Source organism: Chloroflexota bacterium, from assembly GCA_026710945.1.
In the GTDB taxonomy this organism is placed as follows: domain Bacteria; phylum Chloroflexota; class UBA11872; order VXOZ01; family VXOZ01; genus VXOZ01.
The window spans coordinates 50061-76538 of record JAPOQA010000031.1 but is presented as its reverse complement, the minus strand read 5'-3'; the positions used below and the strand labels follow the sequence as shown (position 1 = coordinate 76538).

19 protein-coding genes are annotated in these 26478 nt (G+C 59.4%); 8 read left to right on the top strand and 11 right to left on the bottom strand.

From position 1 onward, the window contains the following. Positions 1-5: 5 nt before the first annotated feature. Both OXE05_06490 and alaS read right to left on the bottom strand, forming a co-directional pair. A complete protein-coding gene (locus tag OXE05_06490) occupies positions 6-2075 on the bottom strand; it encodes a RecQ family ATP-dependent DNA helicase (GenBank protein ID MCY4436966.1) in 2070 nt (689 codons plus the stop codon). A gap of 79 nt (positions 2076-2154) precedes the next feature. Continuing rightward, positions 2155-4812 carry an alanine--tRNA ligase gene (alaS, locus tag OXE05_06485; GenBank protein MCY4436965.1) on the bottom strand — a complete coding sequence of 886 codons (2658 nt, stop codon included), beginning with the start codon at positions 4810-4812 and terminating at the stop codon, positions 2155-2157. Between the two features lie 279 nt (positions 4813-5091). Here alaS and OXE05_06480 point away from each other — a divergent pair, with 279 nt between their 5' ends. Further along, entirely contained in the window at positions 5092-5373 is a 282-nt protein-coding gene (locus tag OXE05_06480) for an AbrB/MazE/SpoVT family DNA-binding domain-containing protein (GenBank protein ID MCY4436964.1), read from the top strand. Continuing rightward, positions 5360-5764: a PIN domain-containing protein gene (locus OXE05_06475; protein ID MCY4436963.1), complete on the top strand. Its 405-nt coding sequence runs from the start codon at positions 5360-5362 to the stop codon at positions 5762-5764. Before OXE05_06480 ends, OXE05_06475 begins: the two co-directional genes overlap by 14 nt. A 168-nt stretch (positions 5765-5932) precedes the next feature. Here the strand turns inward: OXE05_06475 and OXE05_06470 are convergent, their stop codons facing one another. Next, the gene (locus OXE05_06470; GenBank protein ID MCY4436962.1) at positions 5933-7216 is read right to left on the bottom strand and encodes an MFS transporter; all 1284 of its coding nucleotides are present in this window, start codon (positions 7214-7216) and stop codon (positions 5933-5935) included. A gap of 132 nt (positions 7217-7348) precedes the next feature. Further along, positions 7349-9061: a CocE/NonD family hydrolase gene (locus tag OXE05_06465; protein MCY4436961.1), complete on the bottom strand. Its 1713-nt coding sequence runs from the start codon at positions 9059-9061 to the stop codon at positions 7349-7351. 291 nt (positions 9062-9352) lie between these two features. Between OXE05_06465 and OXE05_06460 the strand changes: the two genes are divergently transcribed. The 3 genes from OXE05_06460 to OXE05_06450 all read left to right on the top strand — a co-directional run bounded on the left by OXE05_06460 (position 9353) and on the right by OXE05_06450 (position 12878). Continuing rightward, a complete protein-coding gene (locus OXE05_06460; GenBank protein MCY4436960.1) occupies positions 9353-10015 on the top strand; it encodes a glycosyltransferase family 2 protein in 663 nt (220 codons plus the stop codon). Positions 10016-10103: 88 nt separating this feature from the next. Next, positions 10104-11423 (top strand): extracellular solute-binding protein, encoded by a 1320-nt coding sequence (locus OXE05_06455; GenBank protein ID MCY4436959.1) that lies wholly within the window; start codon positions 10104-10106, stop codon positions 11421-11423. Positions 11424-11471: 48 nt separating this feature from the next. Further along, positions 11472-12878 carry a hypothetical protein gene (locus tag OXE05_06450; GenBank protein ID MCY4436958.1) on the top strand — a complete coding sequence of 469 codons (1407 nt, stop codon included), beginning with the start codon at positions 11472-11474 and terminating at the stop codon, positions 12876-12878. A 463-nt stretch (positions 12879-13341) separates the two neighbouring features. Here the strand turns inward: OXE05_06450 and OXE05_06445 are convergent, their stop codons facing one another. Together OXE05_06445 and OXE05_06440 are read right to left on the bottom strand one after the other, a co-directional pair. Continuing rightward, positions 13342-13506, bottom strand: a complete 165-nt coding sequence (locus OXE05_06445) for a hypothetical protein (protein ID MCY4436957.1) — start codon at positions 13504-13506, stop codon at positions 13342-13344. 18 nt (positions 13507-13524) lie between these two features. Continuing rightward, the gene (locus OXE05_06440; GenBank protein ID MCY4436956.1) at positions 13525-13962 is read right to left on the bottom strand and encodes a thioesterase family protein; all 438 of its coding nucleotides are present in this window, start codon (positions 13960-13962) and stop codon (positions 13525-13527) included. Positions 13963-14424: 462 nt separating this feature from the next. On the opposite strand from OXE05_06440, the gene mnmA reads away from it, so the two are divergent. The 3 genes from mnmA (at position 14425) to OXE05_06425 (ending at position 19633) form a co-directional block, all read left to right on the top strand. Next, entirely contained in the window at positions 14425-15567 is a 1143-nt protein-coding gene (gene mnmA, locus OXE05_06435; protein MCY4436955.1) for a tRNA 2-thiouridine(34) synthase MnmA, read from the top strand. 258 nt (positions 15568-15825) lie between these two features. Then, the gene (locus OXE05_06430; protein MCY4436954.1) at positions 15826-18942 is read left to right on the top strand and encodes an O-antigen ligase family protein; all 3117 of its coding nucleotides are present in this window, start codon (positions 15826-15828) and stop codon (positions 18940-18942) included. A 286-nt stretch (positions 18943-19228) separates the two neighbouring features. Further along, positions 19229-19633: a secondary thiamine-phosphate synthase enzyme YjbQ gene (locus OXE05_06425; GenBank protein MCY4436953.1), complete on the top strand. Its 405-nt coding sequence runs from the start codon at positions 19229-19231 to the stop codon at positions 19631-19633. Positions 19634-19911: 278 nt separating this feature from the next. On the opposite strand, the gene OXE05_06420 is transcribed toward OXE05_06425, so the two are convergent. The 5 genes from OXE05_06420 to OXE05_06400 form a co-directional block, all read right to left on the bottom strand. Next, complete coding sequence (locus OXE05_06420) at positions 19912-22104, bottom strand: phospholipid carrier-dependent glycosyltransferase (protein MCY4436952.1); 2193 nt, start codon at positions 22102-22104, stop codon at positions 19912-19914. Positions 22105-22562: 458 nt separating this feature from the next. Further along, entirely contained in the window at positions 22563-23858 is a 1296-nt protein-coding gene (aroA, locus tag OXE05_06415) for a 3-phosphoshikimate 1-carboxyvinyltransferase (protein ID MCY4436951.1), read from the bottom strand. After that, entirely contained in the window at positions 23855-24403 is a 549-nt protein-coding gene (locus tag OXE05_06410) for a peroxidase-related enzyme (protein MCY4436950.1), read from the bottom strand. The genes aroA and OXE05_06410 overlap by 4 nt, the downstream gene beginning before the upstream one ends. A gap of 33 nt (positions 24404-24436) precedes the next feature. Then, positions 24437-25486, bottom strand: coding sequence for a 3-deoxy-7-phosphoheptulonate synthase (gene aroF / locus OXE05_06405; protein MCY4436949.1), 1050 nt, complete (start codon positions 25484-25486; stop codon positions 24437-24439). 476 nt (positions 25487-25962) lie between these two features. After that, complete coding sequence (locus OXE05_06400) at positions 25963-26478, bottom strand: ricin-type beta-trefoil lectin domain protein (GenBank protein MCY4436948.1); 516 nt, start codon at positions 26476-26478, stop codon at positions 25963-25965.

Below are 26478 nucleotides of genomic sequence, written 5' to 3'. Positions count from 1 at the left end.
ATAGATCAGTCCGTTGCAGTGTTAGCAAGCGCAAAGGGAAATACTTTCCCGCAACCATGAGTACGTAGTAGCCACGTTGCAATCGTAAGTGTCCACCGCGAGTCTACCATGTCATCCACAAGCAGAGCGGGTCCCGGAATTATGAGATCTGACACTACGTCGAGTGAGCCATCCACGTTACGCGCCTGTTGAATGCTGTTGGCCATGCCCTTTTGCTGTGGTCGGTTGTCTACCTTTACGAGAGCATCCCGAAATGGCAGTCCCAATTCAGTTGCCAGCCTCGAGGCAAAGTCTCTCACCAGCGTGGGTTGACGCCGCGATGGAATGCAGGTTACCCAAGTTGGGGTCGGCTGTGGGTCCCACTCAAGGAATAGTTGGAAAGAGTCTGAAACTAGATCGTCTGAAAATCGCTCATGTTTGTACTTTCCAATGCGAACGAGCCGGCCCCAGCCGGCATCTCCCCATTGGCAAAGCGCCCGTCCCGTTTCTGCCTGATGTTCATTTCGGATGAATCCCCTCAAGTCGTACTTTGGTAGGCCACCATCCGGCCATCTTTTACGTGGTTCGATTGGCAGACAGGTACGACGCAGGAATTCAACTACTCTCCGCACCTTCTCCTGTTGTGGCTTCATGGGTAGCGCTGGTATGTCAGGCGGTTCTATTGCTTCCGGTTTACCGTCCAGTGCTTGAATTAGGAAGTTCATATGGCCCGACTTTAGGGTCACGTACTCTTGCATCTGGCGCTGTTCTTCTCGTCGCAAAGCAGTGAGTCGTTCCACGCGCTCCCAGAATGCGTCACTTAGTTGCGCCGCAGTCAACTGCCACTTGAACCCCTGCTGCGCGATAGGCGCCGGTGACTCAAGGGAGAGGAGCTTAACGGTTTGCTTGATGCGGTTTTCTCTAACATTGATCGACCCACAAAGCTGCGGAATGGAGAGGCCAGCCGGTTCGTTTTCCAAGGCCGCAAGCACGTGGCCGACCTCATCCTTTGTAGGAAAAGCGTTTCTTATGAAGTAGTCGATAATCTCCTTATCCTCGGTGCCGCTGAGCAGCACGCCGTAAGCTGCGTCCAACCCCCGGCCTGCTCGTCCGACTTGCTGATAGTAGTGCACAACCGAGCCTGGAGTCTGGTAATGGATGACAAATGCCAAATCAGGCTTGTCGAAGCCCATGCCAAGCGCAGTTGTGGCGACTAGTGCCTTTACCCGGTTTTTCAAGAGAGCTTGCTCTAACTCTTGCCGGTTTCTTGATCTGCTTGTGTAGCACTGGGCGTCCAGTCCTTCTGATCGAAGCCAACAGGTTACCTGCTCAGCGTCGCGAATCGTCAAGGCATAGATGATGCCTGACCCAGGAATGGATGCGAGTTGTTCGGCAAGCCAGGCTAACCGTTCCTCTCGGCTAGGGAGCGAGATAGTTTGTAGCAAGAGAGATGGCCGATTGAGCTCTCCCCGCAAGACATGCAGACTGGGGCCGAGCACCGCCTTTAGGTCATCCATTACACGGTTGTTTGCGGTAGCGGTAGTAGCGAGCAGCCGGATGTTCCCTGGCAATGTCCTTGCAATTCTTTCGATGCGACGGTAGTCGGGACGGAAATCGTGTCCCCAGTCAGAGATGCAATGGGCCTCATCTATGACTAGCAATGCCAAGCGCGCTGCAATGTCGGGAAGAATCCGTTCGCGAAAGTCGTCGTTGGCAAGCCGCTCGGGGGAAATGAGGAGGATGTCCACGTCGTCGTTTTCTAGCTGATCTTCTGCACTGGCCCACTCGGCCTTGTTGCTTGCATTGATTGTTACCGCCCGCACACCCATTCGTTCCGCAGCCTCAATCTGGTTGCGCATGAGCGAAAGCAATGGCGAAATGAGCAAGGCTGGGCCAAACCCGGCCTCACGGAGCAGCTTGGTCGCTATGAAATATACGTTGCTCTTGCCCCATCCGGTTTTCTGGACAACAAGCAACCTGCCTCTGCCTTCGACAATGTGGCGGATGGCTTCTTCCTGCTCCTCGCGAAAAGTCGCTGCGGGAATGCCAGTGCCTAGGCGAAGTAACTCAAGCGCTCTTCTTGTGATATAGTCCATAGTTCTTTACAAAGATGGACATGCACCGCCATTGATGCAGGGAAAGCCAAGGAGTGTTGCCGCCGTCATGGAGCCCGTGCTACGTAGCGCCGGTCATGGCGTCCCGGAGGAGCTGTGCACCGCTCGCCAGGGCCTCGTCCAGTTTTCCAGGGTCGCGGCCGCCGGCCTGGGCCGTTTCGGGTCCGCCGCCGCCGCCGCCGCCTGCCACTTTGCCCACCGCGCGCACGAGGTTACCGGCATGGATGCCTCGCTGGGATAGCCCTTTGGTTGTCATAATGAGAAACTGGGGGCGGTCGTTGAGGACGGATCCGAGCAGCAATGCCCCGGAGCCCTCGAGTCGATCCTTGACCCTGTCGCCGAGCTCGCGGAAGTTCTCGACATTGGCAACGTCCACGCGGCCTACGACCAGCTTCATGTCATCTACGACCTCTGCAGCGGCGATGAGGTGCTCCACCTGTTGGCCTGCCTGCCCGCGTTCCAAACGTGCAATCTCTCGCCGTTGCTGGGCGAGTTCCTCACGCAAGGCGGCAGTGCGCTCGCCGAGCTCTTGCGGCGGTGCTTCGAGGGAGTGGGAGAGGTCGAGCAGTAGAGCATTCTGCTCTTGAACGTGGCGCACGGCGGCGGGGCCCGTAAGCGCCTCAATGCGGCGCAGGCCCGCGCCAATACTAGACTCACTCTGGATTACGAAGAGTCCAATGGAACCGGTGGCGGGGACATGGGTGCCGCCGCAGAGCTCTTTGCTCACGTCACCGATAGTGATAACGCGCACGGTCTCGCCATATTTCTCGCCAAAGAGCGCCAGCGCACCGGCGGCCACCGCCTCCGACGTTTCCAGATGTGCGATCTCTGTTTGCAAGTTTGACTGTACGAGGGTGTTAACGCGTCTCTCGACTTCCTCAATCTCCTGGTGCGAAAGGGCCTCAGGGTGGGAAAAGTCGAAGCGCAGATGGTCCGGCGCGACCAGCGACCCGGATTGCTGGACGTGGTCTCCGAGCACGCTGCGCAGGCCGGCGTGCATGAGATGGGTCGCCGTATGGTTGCGCGCCGTGTTGGCGCGTCTCTCGGGGTCGACGGTCGCCGTGACCGAACGATCAGCCACGATCGACCCTTCCGTCACACGGCCCTGGTGAGCGATGAGACCGGGTTGCGGCGAGTACGTGTTTTCCACGCGGAAGACACCGTCAGTGTTCTCAATACGCCCGGTGTCACCCACCTGGCCGCCGCCTTCCGCATAGAAAGGTGTGCGGTCAAGCACAATGACGCCCTCTTCTCCGGCTTCCAGCCTGCCGGCGCGCTCGTCGCCTTGCTGTATGCCGACGACGGTGCCGGTATCAGTGGTTGCTTCGTACCCAGTGAAGTCTACGCCAGCAAAGTCGGTTGGCAGGTTCTGCACGATTTCGAATTGCGCGCTCTGGCGGCTGCGTTCCTGTTGCTCGCGCAGCGCGGCTTGGTAGGCTTCTTCATCCACCGTAATCCCGCGACTGGCGGCGACTTCTCGGGTGAGCTCAATGGGAAAGCCGTACGAGTCATGGAGCAGGAACGCATCTGCACCTCCGAGAATTGTGCCGCCTGCTTGCTCCGCGTCTTCCAGCATTCCAGAGAGAATTGGCAGACCCTGGTTCACGTTGCGCAAGAAGCGCTCTTCCTCCTGCGTGATCATGCGCAAAATGAAGTCTTCGCGCGCACGTATGTCAGGGTACGCTGTACCCATATGCGCGATGACAGTCCGGCACAGTGCGGCCAGCATGGGCTCCCGACGGCCCAGCAGGTACGCGTGGCGCATGGCGCGCCGGATCAGGCGGCGGAGCACGTAGCTACGCCCCACGTTGCCCGGCAGGATGCCGTCTCCAATCAGAAAGACGGCAGCGCGCGCGTGCTCGCATATGATGCGGAGGCCGACGTCCTGCTCCGTGTGGTCGCCGTAGGTGCAGCCGAGCAACTGCGCCGCCTGCTGCACGATCGGCTGGAAGAGGTCCGTATCGTACGGGGTGGCAACGCCCTGAAGCGCCACGGCCCAGCGTTCCAGACCGGCCCCTGTGTCCACGCCAACGCTGTCAAGTGGTGTCAGGGCGTCGGCGCTGAGATTGCTGTTGCTCGCACGTGAGAAATACTGATTGAACACGAGGTTCCAGATTTCAAGAAAGCGGCCGCAGGGGCAGGCCGGACCCAGGCAGTCGTGACCATCGGTATTCGGCGCGAGCTCAAGATGGATCTCCGAACACGGTCCGCAGGGGCCGGAATCACCGGTAGGGCCCCACCAGTTCTCTTTCCAGCCTGAGTAACGGACTATGCGCTCCGGCGGCACGCCAACCGCAAGCCACGCCCGCTCGGCAGCTTCATCGGGGCCGAGGTCATCTTCACCGCCGAATACGGTTGCCCACACCTGCTCCTTGGCAAAGGGAAAGCGCTCGGTCACGAGTTCCCAGGCAAAGGCGATTGCCTCTTCTTTGAAGTAGTCGCCAAAAGCGAAGTTCCCCAGCATCTCGAAGAAGGTGAGGTGCGACTGGTCGCCGACCTCGTCGATATCATCGGTGCGCAGGCACTTCTGGACGGTGGCAATGCGCGGCCGCGGCGGATCGGCGAGGCCGAGGTAATAGTCCTTGAATTGCTGCATGCCGGCACTGGTGAGCAAGACGCTGGGATCGCTCTGTGGAATGAGCGATGATCCCGGCATGACAAGATGCTCTTTTTCTGCAAAATAGTCGAGAAAGCGTTGGCGAATTTCGTCAGTGCGCACGGTAATTCTTTGCCTCACAAACAGTAGGGGTCTCGCCGAATGGCAGTAGATTTCGAGTAGTACCATCTATTGTAGCGAATGCAGAGAGATTCGGCAGGCTGCAGCATCACGCTTACCGTCAAGGGAGAAGGGGTGTGTTAGGCCTGGCAGGCATGTGTGCGGTAGTGGGGGAATGCAGGTAACGGGAAAGATTCTAGGTTGGTGTGCCCTTGGCAGATGTATTACCTATAGAATAGTATTACTTAAGGAAATAGGGAGAAGAAGTTAAGGAGTATTACAGTGCGAGTTTACCAAACGAGGGTAACGCAGAAGGGCCAGGTAACGGTACCGGCTGAGATACGAAAGGAGCTAGGCATCAAGCCGCGGGACTTCGTGCGGTTTGAATCGACACCAGACGGAGTTCGCCTGCTGCCGGTCCTGTCCCCAGTGGATCGTTACTTTGGCGCAGCAGCAAGTTCGCAAAAGGCTCTAACTTGGCGTGAAGAACGCGCTGCGTTCGAAGAAGGGGTGGCGAAAGAAGCAGAGTCTGACCGGCAAAGTGAAGACGATGCGCTTTCTTGATACCAACATCCTTCTACGCTACTTCACGGGTGATAACTTGGAAATGGCAGAATCCGCGCGTCGGCTGCTGGCGATAATTCAGCGGGGGGAGGAAAAGGTTGTCACCTCGCCGTTGGTCGTATTCGAAACCGTGTTCACTCTCCAGCGCACGTACGGTGTTTCCAGAGAGAGGATAGGGTCGATGGTAGGCGCCATCATCTCCCTGCCTGGAATCCGGTTTGCCGAGAAGCGACTATGCCTGGAAGCGCTCGATGTGTTTGTACAGCACCGCATCTCTTTCGCCGACGCCTACACAGTTGTGCACATGAAAGCCCGTGGGATTACGGAGATATATAGCTGGGAGAGCGACTTCGACAAGATCGAGGATGTTCGCAGAGTCGTGCCGACGTGAAGAAGTAAGCGTTTGTGCGGTTCCGCTTTACCGCGCGGCTCGGGGCGGTTGACGTTTGTGGGCATTGTCGCGGCGCCCCGACCGGGCGGTAGCACGGGTATCAAATTTGGTCATATCGGCGCAGGTTGCAAACCTGCGCTACCCGGACTCGAATTCTCCCCGCGCCTCTCAGATGCGCGCGTTTCTAACGTGGGGATTCACCCAGGCGGTCAACGCGAGGGCGAGGATTATCTCTCCGCCAGCGGCGAACATGATCCAAATCTCCACGAACTCCGCAATGAACCCTCCGGCGAGGGCACTCGCGGGGATGAGGACGACGGACAGGCTGCGGAATACGCCAAAGAGCCGGCCGCGGTACTCTTCAGGAACGGCTGTAATCGTGATCGCGCCACTCGCCACCATGCTGGCGGTAAGTGAGGCGGTCTCTACGAACTCCAGGACCACGGTCGCTGTCATCCAGGTGGAGATTGCTATCCCCAACGTGCATGCCCCCGACAGGCTCCAGCCCGATGCCAGAACACGCCCTGCGCCGAGGCGCCGTTCTAACGGCCCGGCCAAAAGTCCGCCAAACATGCCGCCTGCCGTCCCTGCTGCCAAAAGCATGCCGAAAGAGCCCGCCCCGCCGCCAAGACGCTCCTGTACAAGGGCCGGCCACAGCGGACCCATGAAGGAGCCGATGTTGATAAGGACGCTGAGCCACAGCAACGCCCGCAACACCGGCAGCCCGGTGGCCGTCCGCCACCCTTCCCGCAGGTCTTGGGCGACTGACCCCAGAGAGAGCCGAGGACGAGCCTCATTCGAGGCGGCGGATGGGGCAGCCCTGCCTGGCAGGCGGGCGAGCGCGATACACAGCGCCACGAACAGGAACGACGCCGCATCGACCGCCAAGGCCCACACTGCACTCGCAGCCGCGATCAGCAGCCCGGCAGCCGCGCTGCCAGCCAAAGATGCTGTTTCTCTGGCGGTGGAAAACAAGCCCTGGGCCGTGGTCAGCAGGTCACGCCCTACAAGGGAGGGCATGACCGAGGCGCGGGCTGGGTTCATGAACGTAGTCAGGCTGTTTAGCTTGAAGATTGCTACAAAGGCAACGATGGGAGGCAGGTGTCCGATTAGCATCACCAGCAGGGCCACCGCTCCCACCACTGCTGCCGCGGCGAGGCTGGTCGTTACCATGATCGCTTTGCGGTCCCAGCGGTCGGCGAGGACGCCGGCCAAGGGCGCAAGAAGGACATCGGGGAGGTGCCAGATGGCCTGTATGATGGCGGTCTGCAGGGTTGACTGGGTCTCCGACCACACCACCCACATGACGGCGAGATTGAAGAAGGCATCACCAAAAACAGAGACCGTCTGACCGCTCCAGAGCAATACAAACGAGGAGTTGCGATATAGGCGGCGGTGGCCTTCAGTTAGGAGGAGCAACTTTTCCCTTAGGCCTACCGCTTGGCTCGCCATGCCCGGATCCTCTCAATGCCCGCCGACTTGCCGACGGAAACGCGGCCTAAGCCAAGTAGCGCGGCGAACGCGCCATCCGAACGGTAGCGCAGGTTGCAAACTTGTGCTCACTTAGGCAGTCAGCCGCGGGATTCAGTCTCTCGGAATAACGGGCAAAGTGATGCGCGTTGGGTGGTTGGCATCGTGAAGCACAGTCTGGCGGGCGCTGACCATCGTGGCATCCGCGTAGCCGTCGCTGCCGGTGTTCAGGTTGCGGTCCCAGTTGGGAAAGTCGCTGCTGGAGATATCCAGGCGCAGGCGGTGGCCGGGTTGAAAGACATTCGCGATCGGGTTGAGCGTGATGGTGAATTCATACACCTGTCCGGGCGTTAGCAGTTGCGACGACTCATAGCCATTGCGGTAGCGGGCGCGCACGACACCGTAGCTGAGGTTTTGCGCAAAGCCATTGGGGTGGACGTCGATCAGTTTTGCCATGAAGTCCGTGTCAACGGCGCTGGAAGCGGCATGCAGGTGCAGGACCGGTTCGCCGGTCACCTCCAATGGCTCAGTCAAGGTGTCGGTCTGGTAGACGAGCACGTCCTGGCGAGAATCCAGCACGCGCTGGTCGAAGACGCCGTCTTGATCGTGCATCAGATGGCAAGAGGGCACCGGATCGCGAGGATCGTAGACAAACTGGTCGGGCGACTCGTCACCCGACTGATCTGGCGAAAGGGCGCCGTCGCCGTGAGGGGTCTGCGCGTTGCCGTTGCTGTGTAGGTGATAGTCGGTGTACTGTGTACGCGCGAGCGGCCATTCATTCTCGTTGCGCCACGCATTGTCGCCAAGAATATATAGGCTAATCGGCCCCTCGTCCATGATGCCGGTATCCTGGTCTTTGAGCCAGAAATCGAACCAGCGGAGCAGGAGGTCGGTCTGCTCCACAAGGCCGTCAGGACCGAAATCCAGTTCGCCTTCGTAGACGTTAAGGGCGCTTGTGTGTCCCCAGGGTCCAATCATGGCGCGCTGCCCGGCGCGGGCCTCCGGCGTGCCGGCCTGCTGTGCCATGAGCGTATGGCCGTCGATCGCGCGCACGAAGCGGTCGTACCAGCCCGTGCGGTGGAATACCGGTACGCGGACGTCCGGGTAGCGGTCTTGCCACTGGAACGTGTCGACGCCGGCCTCGGTCATGAGCGTGCGGTAGTAGGCGGCCTGCACAGGCCCGCCAAAGTGATCGTCCGGTATGTCCTTGCGGGGCAGGAACCACAGCCACTTGTGGCGTTCACGTTCCCACAATTGATCGGCAATCTCCTTGTGATGCGGCCCACCGAGGCCCTGCTTGAGACGAATGTCCGGCGCGATGGTGCACATAGACCAGGCAAAGCGCCGCCCGGGACGGAAGTGCGGCTCAAAGTCCGTGAGGCGCTGGGTCATACCTTCGGCAAAGACGCAGCGGAGGCTGGGGGCTTGGCTGAAAGCGGCGCAATACGAAGTAAAGCCCCCGTAGGAGTTGCCGAAGATGCCGACGTCGCCGGTTGAATCCGGCAGCCGCGCGCACCACTCAACCGTATCGTAACCGTCTTCGATATCCGGATAGCCAAAGGCAAAGAGCGGCGTGAATTCACCGTCCGAGGCATAGCGGCCGCGCACGTCTTGTGCCACGATAAGATACCCTGACGCAGCCAGGGTTTCGTAGGTAGGTGACGGACCGCCGTCTAAGGCAGTCTTGTTGTACGGCGTGCGCGTGAGGATTACGGGAAACGGCCCCGCAGCATCCGGTCGGTAAACGTCTGCGCGCAAGACAACGCCATCCCGCATGGGCACGGCGACATTTCGTTCCACGTGTACGGAGTACGGCGGCGTGGCCATTGTGTGCTCCTTGGCGCTGAATTATGGGAGATGATCCTGCACAGCGCGGTCGCGGCCTGCCCTGGTCTCGAGAGCAGTGCAGCTTGGCGCCGGCAAGTTCGAATCGTGGGAGGTGTTTACTCAGTTATGGACCCAATGATATAGTAGGGGCGCTCCTAAACCAACCTAGACCTGACTTACTCTGAGCTACGCATTTGCCGACACCCCTAGCCCCGTTGGGCATTCCCTGAGTGCCTCGCTCCTCCCAGTGCGTTTGGGTGTTTGATTCTTGCAACCGATGGTATAGCTGCTATGAAACTCTCCGTTTTGATTCCGGTCTACAACGAATGCGAGACCGTGCGCGCAGTTCTGGAGCGCGTGGCGGACGTCTCTTTGGAGAAAGAGATCGTCATCGTAGACGATGGCTCATCGGACGGCACGACAGCAGTGTTACAGTCTCTCCAGGACGAGCGGTACCACGTAGTTTATCACCCGGAGAATAGAGGAAAGGGCGCGGCAATTCGCACCGCGTTGGCGGCGGCGACGGGAGACGTGATCGTCATTCAGGACGCTGATCTGGAGTATGATCCGGCGGACTTTCCGGCGTTGCTGGGACCGATCGCGCGGGGCGAGACCAAGGTGGTCTATGGCGTGCGATCGTTGGAACACCAGGAGTTCGTCCGGCGTCTCGGCAATGTTTTCCTTACCCTCGTAACACGTATCCTGTTTCGGGCCTCGCTGCATGACATGGAGACGTGCTACAAGATGATGGCCAGGGAGGTTGTCGATCGATTCACTATCGAGTCTTCGGGCTTTGAATTGGAGCCGGAGATCACGGCGAAAATCCTGAAGCTAGGCTATGGCATTCGTGAGGTGCCGATATCTTACACGCCACGCAGAGAGCGCAAGCTCAATCCTTGGATTGACGGGCCGCACGCGTTGTGGACCCTGGTGAAGTTCGCGCTCCGTAGTTGAGCCGGAACATTGCGCCAGGCGATTGACACATTTGAAGCGCAGTGGGAGTATGTACCCTAAGGACAGTTCTTTGCGGGGGGTCTTGCCCATGACGCGACGAGAATTGTTACGAGCCGGCAGTGCAGGCCTTGGCAGCGGTCTGTTGCTTGCCTGCGGTAAACGCGGCGCCCCCGATGCGCCGACGCCAGTGCCGGAGGAGGTCACCGTCACCGTTGCCGTGCGAGCCGGTGACCGGGTGAACGCCGTATTGGACAAGGCGTTGCCGACAGTGCGCTACGGGTTGGCGCCCGGCGGGCGCGACGGCATACCCACCATCAGAGAAGTACACAGGATCGTAGCCACGCCCGGCCGTTCGTTTGTGACCGCAATTCGCCAGCGCGTTGCGGCAGGCGAGGCTCCTGACGTTGTCTGGTTCAGTTTGCAGGATGACCTCCCGGAGATCTTGCGCGGCGATTTGCTGCGTCCCTTAAACCCTTTTCTCGATAACGACACCAACAATACACTGAAGGGCTACCATCCGGAGTCATTGCGCGCCCTAGAGTTTTGGGGACAGCAAATGGCGCTCCCGGCGGCGCTGGGCATTCTTTCAGTGCGGTATGATACTGAAGTTCTCACGGCGCGCGAGGTGCCGTCGCCGCTGTCAAGTTGGACGTGGGATGAATTTGCCACGATGGCCGCGGCGCTGACACACACCGCGGACAAGGGCACAGTTTGGGGGTTTGGCACGACGACCGTTCCCGCTTGGTTGCCTCTAATTGTTGGCGCAGGCGGGCGGGTTGCCGATCTTGGCGCCGGCAGAACGACGCTTGACCAGTCAGAGGCCCGGCGCGGGCTGCATTTTTGGATGGAACTTGCACACCGCTATCGGGCGCTGGAAGGCGGGCCGCACGTCACCATGGATGCAGTTATGCGGCGGCGAAACGGTTCTTCCACAGCGCCGCTGCGCCTCGAACTCATCAACTGGCACAACACGGAGCCTTACTCATTGCCGTTCGCCTTTGTTGGGACACCCAACGGGCCGTCCCAATCCCTACCCATGTTGGTCACCGACATGGTTGGCGTTTCCGCGCACAGCGCGAATATTGACGCTGCCTACGCCGTTGCCAAACCGCTGGCCGCACAACTAGGGTCACAGTTGCTGGTGCCACCGCGCAATAACGCAATTGAGTTCATCCGTCGTCCCAACCGCATGCACGCTGACCTTGCATTGGGGCTGGACCGAGCGGACGTGGTCTTGCGAAGCCTCTCGTATAGTGTCGGCACTACGCTCTCGTTGTATAGTGGATTAGGGAAGACCTTGACCGAGCGGATGGCCTTGCCGGCGCTGAGAGGCAGTCTCGCTGCCCCTGCCGCCCTGGAGAACGGTGCCGCCGTGGTGCGTGAATGGCTCGGTTCACCGCCTCGTTAGTGACGAGGATTCAGAAGTATACGCGTTTGACGAATCAGGGTGAACGAGATGACGAGACGAGAGTGTGTGGCGACGCTGGCTGCTTTGTGTGGGAGTGCTGCAGTACTCGCGGCCTGTGGCGGGGGTCCGGGGCGCGCAAGCGCAAGGCCCGAGCTTGAAGGCAATGCGCCATTCCGGGAAGCCCCGCGATCATCCGACGGCGGCCAATCAGCCGAGCCGGTGACCCTGACGTTTGCCTTTATGGCGCGCCTCGCCGGCATCCCCACCGAGGCCAGCAATGCCATCAGCGCCTGGAACGAGGAGCAAATTGACGGCCCCACGCCGCGCTCTCAGCTAGAAGCCGTAGAGATACTGCGGCCGAGCGGTAAGTCGTGGCGTGATGCATTTTGGGAGTTCGTCGTCGCCCGCGACGCGAGCGGTGCGCCGCTCGACATCGCCTGGATGCACTCCGCGTTGGACTTTCCGCGCGCCTTTACCCACCAAATCCTCGCGCCGCTGGATCGCTACGCCCAGACGGAGGACAGCGACCTGCTTGAGTCTTTCGCGGGAAACGCGCTGCAATTGTCGCGCTACCAGCGCCAGCTCATGGCCGTGCCGCTGGCCGTGCTGCCGGCTATGGTGATGTACAACAGCACAAAGTTTGAGGAATTCAAAGTAGCGACGCCGACGCACACGTGGAACCACGAGGACTTCATCTTCGCGGCCAAGTCACTGACCCGGGACGTTGACGGCGATACGAAGATCGACTTCTGGGGATATACGGAGTGGAGCATTCCGGGCTGGCTGCCTTTTGTGCTCCAAGAGGGCGGCGACGCCGTAGATTTGGATACGGGGGAGATCAAGCTCACCGAACCGGCGGCGCAGCGCGGCATCCGCTTCTGGCAGGAACTCGGCCGCATCCATGGCGTTATGCCACATGGCCCGGATGTAGACTCCAATACGCTGCGCGGCACCATTGACGGCCAGCGCCTGCAGACAGCGATGGTCTTCAATCCATTCTTTGGCAGGCTGAGGGCGGACCGCATGCCCGCAGTGATACCCAAAGAAGACCGCAGCGGGACACCACTCGGCCTGCAGGAGGCGCTGGTGATGCCGGTCGGCAGCCAGCATGGCGACGCGGGCTTCGCGACCATGCTGCATCTGGGACATCACCTCGGCCAGATTCGCTTGGTGCCGGCCGTTACGGAAGCGCAGGGATTCATCAACAAGCCGGCCGGCAAGTACATGTCCTTGCTGCTCGACCCCATAGCGCGGGACGTATTGCTGGAACTCCTGGTGGACAGTGTGCCTTCCCACCTGGCAACCTCAACCGTGTTGAGTTGGCAGATCTTCAGCCGGCTCACCCTGCCCGTGGCGCGGGGCCAAGTTTCCATTGAGGAAGCGGCGCAAAACGCCCACGACGCTATCGAGGAGTATCTCACTCCGAAACCGCCCCCCACTCCGGTGCCGGAGTAGTCTAGGCTCTCACTCAGCTGCCTTGTGCGAATGACATGCTCGGACCTTGGCAATTCTGAATAGGCGAAGACGGGCGAAGCATGTCTTGAATCCCCCAACAGGTTCTTAAGTAAATGAATCCCGGACGCGCTGCGGTCGGCGGTCATTCTTGTAAATGTCAGGTAATTCGTTGACAGATTTGAGAACAAAAGCAACCTTTCGCAGTGTTAGACATGACTAGTACACATGTCATTCCGAACGAAGCGCAGCGAAGAGTCGCTCTTAGCGCGGAATCTAGTGTGCTGAAGCCGTTAAAGTGCGTTGAGCAGGGACCCTAGATTCCGCGAACAGGGTTCGACGCTCCGCTCGGAATGACATGCACCGTCAACTCCTCAGAATGGAAAGCGGATTCTGTCAACGAATTACTCAACACTTACAATTCTCAGGGGCCATAGCATGGAGAAGAGGCGCGCGAACTGGGACGCTAGAATTGGCCGATGATGTCTCCGACGAACTCCAGCAAGGAGTCGACGAGTCCGCCAATCAGCTCGTAAGCGTAGAGGAATGCTATGACGAGCGTGAGCAGCACCAACGCGTAGAGGACGAGCCGCAACACGGAGCGTTTTTGCGTCTGAGGGCGATTGGTCATCGGTGTTGCAGCTCCCAGTTAGGCAATTGAGACGAATTCAGGCTGACAAGTGACGTTACGCATGCCTTGCCACAGCGGATGACTTTGGGGCAGTCGCGTGGCGCGGCCCTCGCGCGTAGTAAACGCGTGGGTAGTCTGACCGCAGGCGAGAAGTGGGACAGTCGCTTCCGGTTCCCGCACGAGGTAGCCGAACACGATCCTGGCGCGCGTGGCCGCCATGAGCGCCGTGCGCACCTGCAAGGGAGCGTCGTAGCGGGCGGCGGCAAGAAATCGCGCTCGACATTCCACAACCGGCAGGTAGATCCCCTCCGCCTCAAGGTCTCGATAGCGCAATCCTAGCGCGCGCATAAGCTCTACCCTCGCGACTTCGAACCACGTGAAATAATGCCCATGGTACGCCACCCCCATGGCGTCGGTTTCGGCATAGCGAACGCGTATCGGGACGTCTAGTGTCATGCGCTGCGTGCTGGTAGTAGTGTGATGCGTGCGCGGCTCTCGCTGCCCCCAGTATAGCGTATGCGTCGCAGGCTACCAATAACACCGTCCTCGATCGAATGAGAGCCCTATGCAACTGTGCCTGACTGTTAGCAATAGGCTTGGTTGACGTGGTCTTCCCCTCACCCCGACCCTCTCCCCCAGGAGGCAGTCTCATAGGTCGACTCGATAAGCAAAACTGTGCTTCGACAGGCTCAGCACGAACGGGATTTGCCTTTGCCGTTCGCCCTGAGCCTTGTCGAAGGGTAAGTCTACTTTGAGCAGTGAACTCTTGTGACAAGCTCCTAGGGAGAGGGGGGCCTCTAGCTAGTCGGCCTTGGTAGTGCAAGTGTCTCCATGGGAGAGGGAGACCCTTGCTTGGCGGCACTGATTTTGCGGGATTTCCAAGGTGGAGGGAGCGAATTGTGCTAAACTTAGAGGGCTATGTTTCCTGACGAGAATTCCCGAACCAAAGAGCCGCTGCGCATCGTCGTCGCGATGTCCGGCGGCGTTGATTCTTCTGTGGTGGCCGCCATGCTTGCCGAGCAGGGACATGAGGTGATTGGCATCACGCTCAATGTCTGGCAGAAGGGCATGGTGGATACCCGCCTGCACGCGTGCTGCTCGTTGAGCGCCACCCATGACGCCCAGCGCGTGGCGGACCGGATCGGCATCCCGCACTATTCACTCAACTTCCGCGAGATCTTCGCGAAGGAAGTCATGGCGCGGTTTGTCGCTTCTTACGCCAGCGGCCGCACGCCGAACCCCTGCGTCGACTGCAATCAGTTCGTCAAATTTGCGGCCTTTCTCAAGCGGGCGCAGGAGCTCGACGCCGACTATCTTGCCACCGGCCACTACGCGCGCATTGAGCGAGATGCCGTGTCCAGGCGCTATCGTCTGCATCGCGCGCTAGACCCACAGAAAGACCAGTCCTACGTGCTCTATATGCTGGGCCAGCAACAACTGGCGCGAACGCTCTTTCCCATGGGGACCCAGACAAAGACAGAGACTCGCGACTTGGCGCGGCGGTACGGTCTGCACGTGGCGGACAAGCCGGATAGCTATGAGATTTGCTTTGTGACCAACGACAACTATCGCGATTTCCTGGAGTCTTGGCAGCCAGGCATCGCCCGCTCCGGGCCGATCTGTTTTAAAGATGGAAAGGTACTAGGCGCACATGACGGCACTGTCAACTATACGGTCGGACAGCGCCGGGGTCTTGGCTTGACGTGGCCGCGCCCGTTGTACGTGATTGCATTGGACCCGGAGGCAAATACCGTTTTCGTCGGTGAAGAGGAAGACCTCTACGCGCATGCCCTGCAGGCGATTGACGTGCACTGGGTGGCGGGCTCGCCTCCAACGGAGCCAATTCGTGTGAACGTGCGCACGCGGTACCGTATGGAAGAGGTGGAAGCAATTGTAGAGCCGGCGGGTAATGGTGCAGCGGAGGTTGTGTTTGCCCGCCCGATACGCGCGGTTGCTCCCGGCCAGGCGACGGTATTCTATCAAGATGATGAAGTGATTGGCGGGGGGCGCATAGACCGTGTCCTCAATCCGGCCCAGGAAGAGCTGCTTGCGGTGGTGTAACAGGCTTCCCTCGGGCACTTTCCTGCCGCAAGACTTGTGCCTGGAAGCGGCTGCGGGCCAACTGCTCCCTCATCTTCTCCGCCTGACCTGAAGCTTTCCCGCCCGGGCACGAGACTCCACCCAGCGTCCCAACTGACTTGCGGCAGTCCTAGGCAGCGAGTACGCGTTAGCGGCGTTACTGCTAAACTCTGCTTAAATGGGATCCCGATTGGTCGCCACGCGCTTAGATAGTGCTTCCCTGGAGAGACTTTTCCTACAGTGGTGCGACTACTCCTCTTTGTTGGTTGTCTTCTGGTGCTCTGCGCCGCGACGCTGGCCTTGGTCGGCTACCGCTTCTGGTTTGAAACCGGCGTCGCCTACGGACGCGAATCCGTGCACCCCCTCCGCCACGCCGCGGTGTATCGCTACGGCATCAATACGCGCTTCGATCAAGACCCGGATTGGGATCGTATCGAGCGCGGCATGGCGTTATTGGAAGAAGCAGGCTTTCGCTACATCCGGCAGGTCTTTGCCTGGGAGGACATCGAGCGTCCGTGGAAGGGAAGGTACTGGAACGACCTTGCCGAGGAAAGTACCTGGCAGAAGTACGACCGGCTGGTCGCGCTGGCGAAGCAACACAACTTGACGATCATCGCGCGCCTCGAACGACCCCCACCTTGGGCGTATGCCGACGACAAGCCGCCGGACGACGGGCGTCAACAGGGCCCACCGGCACGGCTTGAGGACTATGGAGACTTTGCATATGCGTTTGCCCAGCGGTACCGCGGGGACGTGCAGATCTTCCAAATTTGGAATGAACCCAATCTCCATGGCGAATGGTGGCCGCACAATCCCGATCCGGCGGCCTACGTGGCGATGCTCCAAGTGGCCTCGCAGCGTATCCGGCAGGCGAATCCGAAGGCGATCATCGTTGCCGCCGTGTTGGCGCCGACGACTGAGACCGGTCCCAAGAACCTCAGTGAGCTGCTCTTTCTCGAGGGCATCTATGCGCACGGCGGCGCGCCGTACTTCGACGTGGTCAGCACGGCGTCCTATGGCTTGTGGCACGGCCCGGATGACCGCTACATAGCGCGACACCGCACGAACATGGCGCGAGCGGTGTTGGTACGGGAAGTGATGGTGCGAAACGGCGACGCGTCCAAACCCATCTGGGCCGGAGAGTACGGGTGGGTCGCGCTGCCAACGGACTGGCAGGGCAGTCCTTCGCCTTGGGGCAATGTCTCGGAAGCGACGCAGGCACGCTACACAGTGGAGGGCATGCAGCGCGCGCAACGCGAGTGGCCGTGGCTGCCGATGATAAATCTCTGGCACTTCTACTGGCCCCAAGCCCACCCCGATGACCCCACGCAATACTTCGGCATTGTGGATAAGGAATTCGCACAGCGCCCGGTGCTTGCGGCCATGCGGGATTTGATGGGCGCGCCGCCCGTACTCGGGCCGGGCTACCATCAGGAGAACCATCCCGCGCTCGCCTGGGAGGGCGAGTGGATCGACATCGCCAATGAAACCTACTCGCTGGGTCAGGCGCGGGGCAGCCCGCAGGCGGGCGCCCGCCTGCGCTTTCGCTTTCATGGCACGGCAGTCTCCCTGGTAGTCCACAAAGGGCCGGACAAGGGCATTGCATTGGTGCGCATCAACGGCTCGCAGTCTCTTGCCCACCGCCTGGACAAGGACGCGGGCGGTCAGGCCATGCTGGACCTTTACGCACCTGAAGACCGCTGGCAAGAAGAAGTGCTGCTGGCAGATCGACTCCCGGATCGCGAGCACCTTGTTGAGATCGAAGTCACAGGCCGGCGCAACCTACAGTCGAGCGACATTGGGGTAGACATCGATGCCATAGTCGTCGTGCGGGAACGTCCCTTGTGGCCCTATGTACTTGTAGGCGGGCTGTACGCGGGATTCATTGCCGCAATCGGCTGGATTCTTACCGGATGGCTGCGGCAACGGCGTCAGCTTAGCGAGCTTCTCGGCAAGATCATGGAACGGACTGCCAGTGGCATATGGCAGCATGAGACGGCTCGATTCGGGTTGTTGCTGCCGGTGGCCGGTCTGCTGTGGATTGTGCCGGGAGCGGCGGCGCAGTATTTGCTCGTGGCCCTGCTTGGCCTTGCCGCACTGGTCTGGCCCCGTGCACTCTTGTTCGTTGTGGCAGCAACACTGCCCTTCTCCGTTTTGACACCCGCCGCCGGTCGCCTCGCGCTGCCCGTCAATGAGATTCTGGCGGCACTGCTCGTCGGGTCGCTGCTGGTGCACACGTTCGTGAGGCAGCGCTTGGTTGTTGAACGGCGCGTCTTTACCTGGTGGGCTGTCGGTTTGCTCGTGATCGGTGCGGTGTCGCTCCTGTTTTCCCACTATGGGGTCTTTAGTTTGCGCGAGTTGCGCCAGACGATAGTTGTGCCGGTGCTATTGTTCTTGGTCGCAAGCTGGCTGCTCGAAAACCGGCAGCAGGCGTGGCGGTTGATACAGGCGTTTGTGGCGGGCGCGGCCGTGGCGGCGGCAGTGGCGCTGGCAGGGCCCATCATCGACCCCAATGCTGCGGTGCAGGCAGAAGGCGTGATTCGGCTCTCGGGATTCTATCCCTCGCCCAATCACCTTGCGATGATAGTCGAACGGGCGCTGCCGTTTGTGGTCGCTGCCGGCATGTTCAAGCTTTGGCCCTCCCGTGTGGCTTGGCCGCTCGCAGGTGTGCTCGCGGTGGCGTTGCTGGGCAGCTTCTCGCGCGCGGGATGGATAGCCGGGCTTATACTCCTGCTGTTCTTCATTTGGGTGCTCTTGCCGGAACGCCGACTACGGGTACGTTTCTTCGGTGGCGTAGTCCTCGTCGCGGTGCTGCTGTTTGCCGGTGGCGTCAACTTTGGCCCGGAGCGGGTGCGGTCGGTACTAAGTGTCGAGCCAGGCACAACGACGCACATGCGAATCGTTAATGGGCAGTCATCCCTGCAGATGATCGCGGACTACCCGATCACCGGTGTAGGTCTGGATAACTACCTCTATGTCCACGCGCAGTACTTGAACCCGGCTGCCTGGCGTGAGCCGAATTTGTCGCACCCGCACAATCTCTTCCTTGACTTCTGGCTGCGCCTCGGGATAGTGGGAGTCGTCTTCATCGTTGGCTATCTTGCGCGCTTCTTCATGCTCACACATCGCATTGCGTATACCAGCCGGGAAAAGGAAGTACGCGCTCTTGGTGTGGGCTTGGCTGGGAGCCAACTCGCGGCAGTAACCCACGGCATGTTGGACAATTACTATTTCTTGCCGGACCTGGCGAGCTGGTTTTGGTTAACGGCGGCCTTGTGCGCCATCGTGTACACTACTAGCCGGAAACCCACGAGTTCTGGAGAGGGATTGAAAACTGCTGGGGCCGGACCGCCTTGAATCTGCCGGGCACACGCGTAGCGTGCTGTGACACAGCGTTACCAAAGAGTTGCCACATGTGTGTTTTCGCTTGAAAAGGGGTCAGGTCAAGACCACAGCAGTGGAGGCTCGTTGGTAGCGTTTCTGTGGGTAGAGCAATGGCGCAGCCGGATTGCATTTGTAAGTGTGGAATAACGGCAAGTGGGCGGCGATAGACCGGTGGTTGTAGACCTGGAGAAGCAGAGATTGTCTGTCCCGTGCGTCTTTGTCTCATTTCAGAGTCGTGTGGTATCGTGAAATCAAAGCTATGAAGACGATAACTCTTGCGTCCGCGCAACCCACTGAGTTGCTGGATATCACCAATGACCTTCACGATGCCGTGACGGAATCCGGCATTGAAGAAGGTGTCTGCAGCGTCTTCTGTTTGCATACAACCGCATGTATGCTTGTCAACGAAAACGAACCCGGTCTCAAGCGAGACTTTGAGGCGGTCGTGCGGGATTTGCTGCCCCAAGCGCAGTATCGGCATGACTGCGTAGACAATAATGCCCGGTCACACCTCACGGCCGGTATCATTGGCGGCAACCTTATGATCCCGGTTCATGAAGGCCGCCTTGTCCTGGGAACCTGGCAGAGCGTCTTCTTCGTAGAGCTTGACGGCCCTCGCCCACGACGCTCGGTGGCTGTTCAAGTCATACCCTGCAACGCCTAATCCTGCAATTCGGTTGACGCAGTTCCCTTGAGTTGCCCGTCCGGGCGATGACTTTGTTCAACCCAGGTTGTCTCGGCCTTTTCTTACCCACGTCCAGTAAGCCTTTGCGATTCTTGGCATCTGGGAAGAGGCTAGTTCTCGAGGCCTGCGCGCGGCGTGCCTAAGCTGCGTATTTTCTTTGGCAAGCGGCAGGCTTCGCAGTAGCGTGTTTTGGCACACCTGCGGCACGCCTAAATCCCGCGTGAATCACCAAGTGAATTCTCGGCATGCGAGCTGCGCTATTGAAGAATGTGGGACACATCGAACAGGATAAAGAACGTCGCAAGGCCGATAATTCCACCCCAATAGAGCCGCATGCTTAGCTCGAAACGCTGGCTTAGCCACGTCCAGCAGTAGAGGGTTGCGGCCTGGCAGGCCAATACGAAGATTAAGATGAACGCGAGAAGGATGGCGTGGTTGGTAAAGTCCCGCCACAATGTCATCGACCAGAAGTCCAGACCCAGCACCTCTTCGGGGTGCTGAGGCCAAATTGCCACTCCCAGCAAAGTCCATGGAGGACGACTTAGCACGGCTCGCAGGATTTCGGGGCTTGAAATCAGGAAAAGGTCCACTGTGTCTGCCGCCAGAATCCAGATGTGGGCGAATATGGGCGAAAATGGTGTCGCAAAAAGATAGAGGACACTCTCCTTATCGGCTGGCAAGTTTGCAGGATGGGCGTAATATGCTTGTCCTACACGTCCGGCCAGAAACGCGCCGCTCTCCGGAATCTGCGGCAAGACCTGGGAACGCAGCAGGCTGAAGTACCGCTCGAAGTTATTGGCGACGGCGAGGAGTTGCATACCGATTCCTACAGCGCCGAGAACCACGGCGGCCCGCAATTCTCTCACGCCATTGTCAAATAGCGCTTTCTCTAGAATTGGCGCAGCCATCACCAGCAGCAGAGGTACGGCAGGAACCAGGTAGCGCGGTCCCCAGGTACTCCCGCCATACCAGTCGCCTGCACTGCTATAGATGAGCAAGTAGATCAGGGGTATGCACGCGAATGGAAGCGACCACCACTTGTGTCGCGATATGAACGGCAGACTCCCAAAGAGAGCAAGAATGAGGGGTGGCGCATAGAGCAGGACGCTCTTCCCCGGACTTAACAGGTTGCCATACAGACCAATCCATGTCGGCAGGTCGAGCCCGGCGGAAAGTCTCTCGATCAAGTCGGTAGGCACAAAAGACTCCAGGTCCGATGCAGACACAAGCGCGACGAGTGCCACGAGGCCAACAAGGCCTATCGGGGCCAGGAATACGAGAGTGCGTACGAGAGCCCAAGCGAGGGATCGCAGGAATTGGCGGGAGCCCTGGAATGAAACGAGTGCCGGCAGCGGAACAAGGACAGCCAGATTGATTGCCGTAACAAACTTAATGGCAATGCCGCACACAATGATGAGTCCGCTGACAAGAATCCAACCCAATTGCCGGTCTTGGACACCCCGCAGCAGGAAATAGACCGTACCCAAGAGAGCGAGAGCAATTCCCGGTTCAGTATAGTCATACTTGGCGTACGGCCACGCAAGCGTGGCTAGTCCAAAGAGCAACGTCAAGGCAAGGGCGACCTGGCTGTGGTATCCCAGGCGTCGCGTTATGAGAAACATGAGCACCGCACTGAGGGCGGTTACCCAGGCGTTGGTAAAGAGCGCAAATAAGCGCCTGAAATAGTCACTGTTTTCCTGCTCGGACCATACTCTTCCAGTGGAGCCGATCAGTATAGGTTCGTCAGTCTCGGCGTCTATGAGGTTAAGAGAAGATATGTGCAACGCGCCTTCTTGTGCGTGGTACTGGATGGTGATGCTCTTAACGGTCAAGCGCTGTGTAAACTGCAGCTCTGAGACGTAGATGTTGGACCTGGGCATGCCGATGCGACGAGCCACAGTCTCAGCCTTGCCATGCGCCACTCCTCCTTGAATGACAGAAAGGTCGTATGCTGCCTCTGCAGTGTCTCGCCCGGCCTTCACCTCTCCAAAGAATCTACCTACGGGGACGGTGTCAAACGTAATCGTGGCGATACGCGAACCTTCCTTGATCTCTTGAGATGATTCCAAATTGGAAAAGATTACGAGCGCCTTGGCTCGTGTGTCCTCAAGGGGTATATGGAGTGTATCGCGAGTATTGGGCGTGCCTCGTCGTGCAAGTACCGGATACTCTCCCAGCACATATGTGTCTCCCTGATGCCCAAATGCATCCCTCTGGGGCAGCAAAGGATCGATGATGGCGCCTAGGAGCAAGGTGGGTTGCATCAAGACCGGTAGCCCCAACTCCCACGATGCGAGTTCGCGATAGTCTTGCTGCAGGCCTTCGCGTTCCGGCTCCAAGAGGAGGCTGTGGCTGATGGCGTATGCGTGTTCCCCCTCTGCGCTGTAAACATGACCGCCGCCGGTTAGGGTGTACAGCAAGAAGAAGAACAGAAAGATAACACCAATCAAGCGTGGCGAGTGCTTTGGTGCGTCTTCCAAGGACGGTTGGAAGCCCGCGAGAGGTGTCGCAAGGGTGGAAAGAAAGCGGCTCATAGTAGCGATAGTAGCAGGGCGTAGAGCGCTGTAGCAACCAAGCAAGAATCCGCTATGCAGGCTGGATGGTCTCGGCGCGGTGAAATCTTTCGGTGTTGGATTCTGTATGCCGTTGCTGTGTCGCTCTCACGCAAGATGAGCCCCATGGAGAGGCAACTGTGAAACCCGGGAGCGGGGAATCTATGAGAGCCTTGCGGCCGATAGCCCACTTAAGGGCTGGCCGGGACTAGGGCAAAGCTTGCCGTAGAGCATTCTTGGGGCAAACTCTGTGCCTTTGGCGCCGGGATAGTAACGAAAGCGAGCACTCGCGTTCCATCCAGATGGGGATAGGCGGCAAACCAGGCTTGCTGCAAGCGATTGCTGGGCGCGGCCGATCAGATTGGCGCAGAGCGCTGGGCTGGGCGAACCGCTTCCTCTAGGCAGTCGAAATAATCTGGAAACGTCTTTGCCACGCACTCTGGATTGCCGATTATAACACCGGGCTGCCGCAGGCCGACCAGCGCAAAGCTCATCGCAATGCGATGGTCGTCGTGGGGATCTATGGTGGCGCCGTGCACAGCGCCCGGCTTGATGCGCAAGCCGTCGTCAAACTCTTCAACGGCAACTCCCAGCTTGTGCAACTCTTGCGCGGTGGCGTGAACACGGTCGGTTTCCTGCAAGCGGGTGTGCGCAATTCCGCGAATGACGGTAGGCCCGTCGGCAAATGGCGCAAGGGCGGCCAGAGTCATGAAGGTGTCGGACAGGGAACCCATGTCTACGTCAACGCCCTGTAAATTGCTGGGACCTGTGACGCTCACGTAATCGGCGCTCTTTTCGACCTCGCAACCCATGGCAGCGAGCACGTCAACGAAGTCTAAATCTCCTTGGGCGGAGTCGGCGCCGAGATTTTCTACGCGGACCGTGCCGCCCGAAAGCGCCGCAGCCGCAAAGAAATAGGATGCGGCGGAGGCGTCCGGCTCTATGTCGTACGTGCGAGCTTGATAGTGCTGCCCGGGTGCAACGCGAAAGCGCTGCTCTCCCTCATGTGTCGCCGCAACCCCAAATTCCGCCATGCTCTTCATCGACATAGTGACATACTGACCGTGGACGAGGCGGCCGTTCACGGCGAGGTCGAGCCCATCTGCCATGTATGGCGCGACCATAAGGAGAGCGCTGAAGTACTGGCTGCTCTGGTCGCCGGCCATAGAAGCGCTGCCGCCGCGCAGCCCCCGCCCATCAATGGCGATGGGCAGGCAGCCATTCCCGGTCTGAGACCGGATCCTGCCGCCTAGCTGGAGAATACTGTCAAGCAACGGTTGCATAGGGCGTTCGCGCATGCGCGGGACGCCATCCACACCGTAACGGCCGTGGCCCAGTGCGGCGAACGCCGTTAGAAAGCGCGCGCTCGTACCGGAGAGTCCGACGAAGAGGTCCGCTTCGCTGGCGGGAATAGAGCCGCCTTTCCCTTCGACCACGAACGTACTGTCGGATTCGTTTGCCCATACAGGAATTCCAAGCTGCCGGAGCGCATCTGCCATGTACACGGTGTCGTCACTAAACAGCGCCTGGCGTAACGTTGATGTGCCGTCAGCCAACGCAGCGAGGATGAGCGCCCGGTTGGTATAGCTTTTGGATCCCGGTAGGGTAACGGTGGCGTTCACGGGGTGATTGATGGGTTGGATTCGCTTCATAGTGCGTCGGTCTCTCCCAGACCGAGGCCTTGAATGACGCGGTTCAGATAGTTGAAGAGAGCGGTTTGCGTGGCGATTGCGACGATGGCAGCATCGTTCAGTCCAAGTTGACGCAATTGTTCTATGTCCTCACGCGCAACGGCAGCAGGAGCGGTGGTGAGTTTCGCTGCGTACTCCAGCATCGCGCGGTCCACAGCGGTGAGGGGGGCTGTGCGGAAATCGCATTGGACTTGCTTCACAAGCGTTTCATCCCGGGTGCGGTGGAGCAGCAGGCGGCTATGCAGCTCTTGGCAAAGGCCGCAGCCGTTGATGACCGAAACTACCGTGGCAATTAACTCGCGCTGTGTCCGCGACAACTCGCCTGGCCCGTAAGCGATGGCCCGGTGCAACTGGGCGAGCGGAACAATCGCGCGGGGCACGAGACTATGCAAGCGCAGGAAATCGGGCACACTGCTCCGCCGACCTTCACCGAGTAGCTCCTGGTAGACCGCGCGTAACTGACCCTCCGCCTCGTCCTCCGCTATTATCTGCACCCAGGCATTCACGTATTTCTTCCCATGTAAACAGTCATGTCTTGGCTACGTAGTGGCGGCTTCCAACTCGGCTGTGGCAGCAGGGACTTCCCGCCCAACTGCGGCCGCCACTTTGCGAATGGCATCCATGATGTCGAAGAAGCGCGCCGGCGTGACGCTCTGCGGACCGTCAGATAGCGCGAGTTCAGGATTGGGATGCACTTCGATCATCACGCCGTCAGCACCGGCGGCTACCGCAGCGAGCGCCATCGGCTTCACCAACTCCCACTTGCCCGTGGCGTGGCTGGGGTCGATGACGACGGGCAGGTGCGATTCTTCCTTGAGGACGGGGATTGCGCTCAGGTCGAGCGTGTTGCGGGTAGCCGTTTCAAAGGTCCGGATGCCCCGCTCGCACAGGATCACGCGCATATTGCCGGCGGCCATGATGTATTCCGCGGACATAAGCAGGTCTTCGATGCTTGCCGCCATGCCGCGCTTGAGCATTACCGGCTTGTCGGTGTTGCCTACCTCTTGCAAGAGCGTGAAGTTCTGCATGTTGCGGGCGCCAATCTGCATGATATCGACGTACTCGGCAACCAGTGAGACCCGACGGGGATCCATGACCTCGGTGATAAGAGGCAGTCCCGTAGCGTCTGCGGCAGTGCGCAGCAGCTTGAGTCCTTCACCACCCATGCCCTGGAAGCTGTAGGGCGACGTGCGCGGTTTGAAGGCGCCGCCGCGCAGAATGTGTCCGCCTGCTTCTTTCACGGCCTGCGCGGTAGCGATGATCTGCTCCTCGCTCTCCACGCTGCAGGGACCGCCGATGACGCCGATTTCGTTGCTGCCGATGGTCACGTTGCCGACGCGAATGTGGGTATCGCCGCCGCCCTCGCCGCGTGCAGCAAACTTGTACGGCTTGTCGACGGGGATGACCATTTCGACACCCGGCAGCACTTGCACCTGCTCCATCATGCCGGGAGGCCGCTTGCCGATGAGTCCGATTACTGTCTTGTTTACACCTTGGCTGATGGTCGACTCCACGCCGCCATCCTCAATACGCTGTCGCACGGCGTCAATCTGCTCCTGAGTGGCGTCGGTCCGCATTATGACTATCATGACCTTCTACCCTTGATCCCTTTCCTCTGTGGTGTGTTGCGCCTCAGTTAAGTGAGGCGGCGTTTCTTGTACGGTGATCTTGCCAATTCAGCTGTCGGTTGTGCACGATCAGAAGAGTTCTCGGTGGCACTCGCTCCTATCAATAAAAGAAAAAGCAGAAAGCTTTTCACTTTCTGCTATCGCCGGAGGGTGCCGCCTGTCCTCGCTTTGTCCACTGGGACAAAGCGTACCTGCTTAAGCCGGACCCTCCGGCTTAGTAAACAGATAATAATAGTTGTGGACTGCGACCAACACCCGAATTACCTTTTGTCGTCTGCCAAGCGTGCTAGGCACGCCGCAAGTACTGAGGCATGATAGCAGGCGGCTAAGGAGGGTGTCAACCAATAAACGCTCTCAACACCAATTCATCGTATTCCTCACCACACCGGTGAATCTGTGGACACATCCTGGGAGAACAATCCAACAGCAGGTAGCAATTACGGTCTTGGACCCGGGAGCGCCCAGCGGGCGTGACTGTCTTCAACGTCTGTGCAGGCTTGCAGCAAAAGATCGCGGCGCACGTGAGATCTGCCGCCAGCGGGCTGTCCCTCGCCAGTCTCGACCGCAAGGCATAGACTCGAATCTTGCGGGTTAATATTCCCATCGCTACCGAACACGAATCGCTGATTCTGAGAGTCCGAACACGCTTTCACGTACAGCACGCCTTCGCCCGCCTCCAGGCACACGTCGTAGGCATTCATATAGAACTGGCCCGGTGCGGGACGGTTGAAAATGAAGAGCTCATCGGCGGCGCCGGGCTTGCACGTGTGGGCCTGGAGCGGAGCGTTCAGATTCAGATTGCTGCCAAAACCCGCGACGTCGACGCAATAGAACTCCGGCTCGTCAAGCGGGTCTTGCAGCATGATGAGACTTTCGGCGGAGGGCGTTGGGGCAGCCGGTTGTGGCGCGGGCGTCGGCACTTCCGTTGGTTGTGCCGCGCGTGTGATGGTCAT

What these genes read in the sequence shown, in the direction of transcription:
- OXE05_06445 (MCY4436957.1), bottom strand. Translation starts at nt 13,506, where the DNA reads ATGACCAATCGCCCTCAGACGCAAAAACGCTCCGTGTTGCGGCTCGTC.
- OXE05_06490 (MCY4436966.1), bottom strand. Translation starts at nt 2,075, where the DNA reads ATGGACTATATCACAAGAAGAGCGCTTGAGTTACTTCGCCTAGGCACT.
- OXE05_06440 (MCY4436956.1), bottom strand. Translation starts at nt 13,962, where the DNA reads ATGACACTAGACGTCCCGATACGCGTTCGCTATGCCGAAACCGACGCC.
- mnmA (MCY4436955.1), top strand. Translation starts at nt 14,425, where the DNA reads ATGTTTCCTGACGAGAATTCCCGAACCAAAGAGCCGCTGCGCATCGTC.
- OXE05_06465 (MCY4436961.1), bottom strand. Translation starts at nt 9,061, where the DNA reads ATGGCCACGCCGCCGTACTCCGTACACGTGGAACGAAATGTCGCCGTG.
- aroF (MCY4436949.1), bottom strand. Translation starts at nt 25,486, where the DNA reads ATGATAGTCATAATGCGGACCGACGCCACTCAGGAGCAGATTGACGCC.
- OXE05_06475 (MCY4436963.1), top strand. Translation starts at nt 5,360, where the DNA reads ATGCGCTTTCTTGATACCAACATCCTTCTACGCTACTTCACGGGTGAT.
- aroA (MCY4436951.1), bottom strand. Translation starts at nt 23,858, where the DNA reads ATGAAGCGAATCCAACCCATCAATCACCCCGTGAACGCCACCGTTACC.
- OXE05_06455 (MCY4436959.1), top strand. Translation starts at nt 10,104, where the DNA reads ATGACGCGACGAGAATTGTTACGAGCCGGCAGTGCAGGCCTTGGCAGC.
- OXE05_06450 (MCY4436958.1), top strand. Translation starts at nt 11,472, where the DNA reads ATGACGAGACGAGAGTGTGTGGCGACGCTGGCTGCTTTGTGTGGGAGT.
- OXE05_06460 (MCY4436960.1), top strand. Translation starts at nt 9,353, where the DNA reads ATGAAACTCTCCGTTTTGATTCCGGTCTACAACGAATGCGAGACCGTG.
- OXE05_06400 (MCY4436948.1), bottom strand. Translation starts at nt 26,478, where the DNA reads ATGACCATCACACGCGCGGCACAACCAACGGAAGTGCCGACGCCCGCG.
- OXE05_06470 (MCY4436962.1), bottom strand. Translation starts at nt 7,216, where the DNA reads ATGGCGAGCCAAGCGGTAGGCCTAAGGGAAAAGTTGCTCCTCCTAACT.
- OXE05_06425 (MCY4436953.1), top strand. Translation starts at nt 19,229, where the DNA reads ATGAAGACGATAACTCTTGCGTCCGCGCAACCCACTGAGTTGCTGGAT.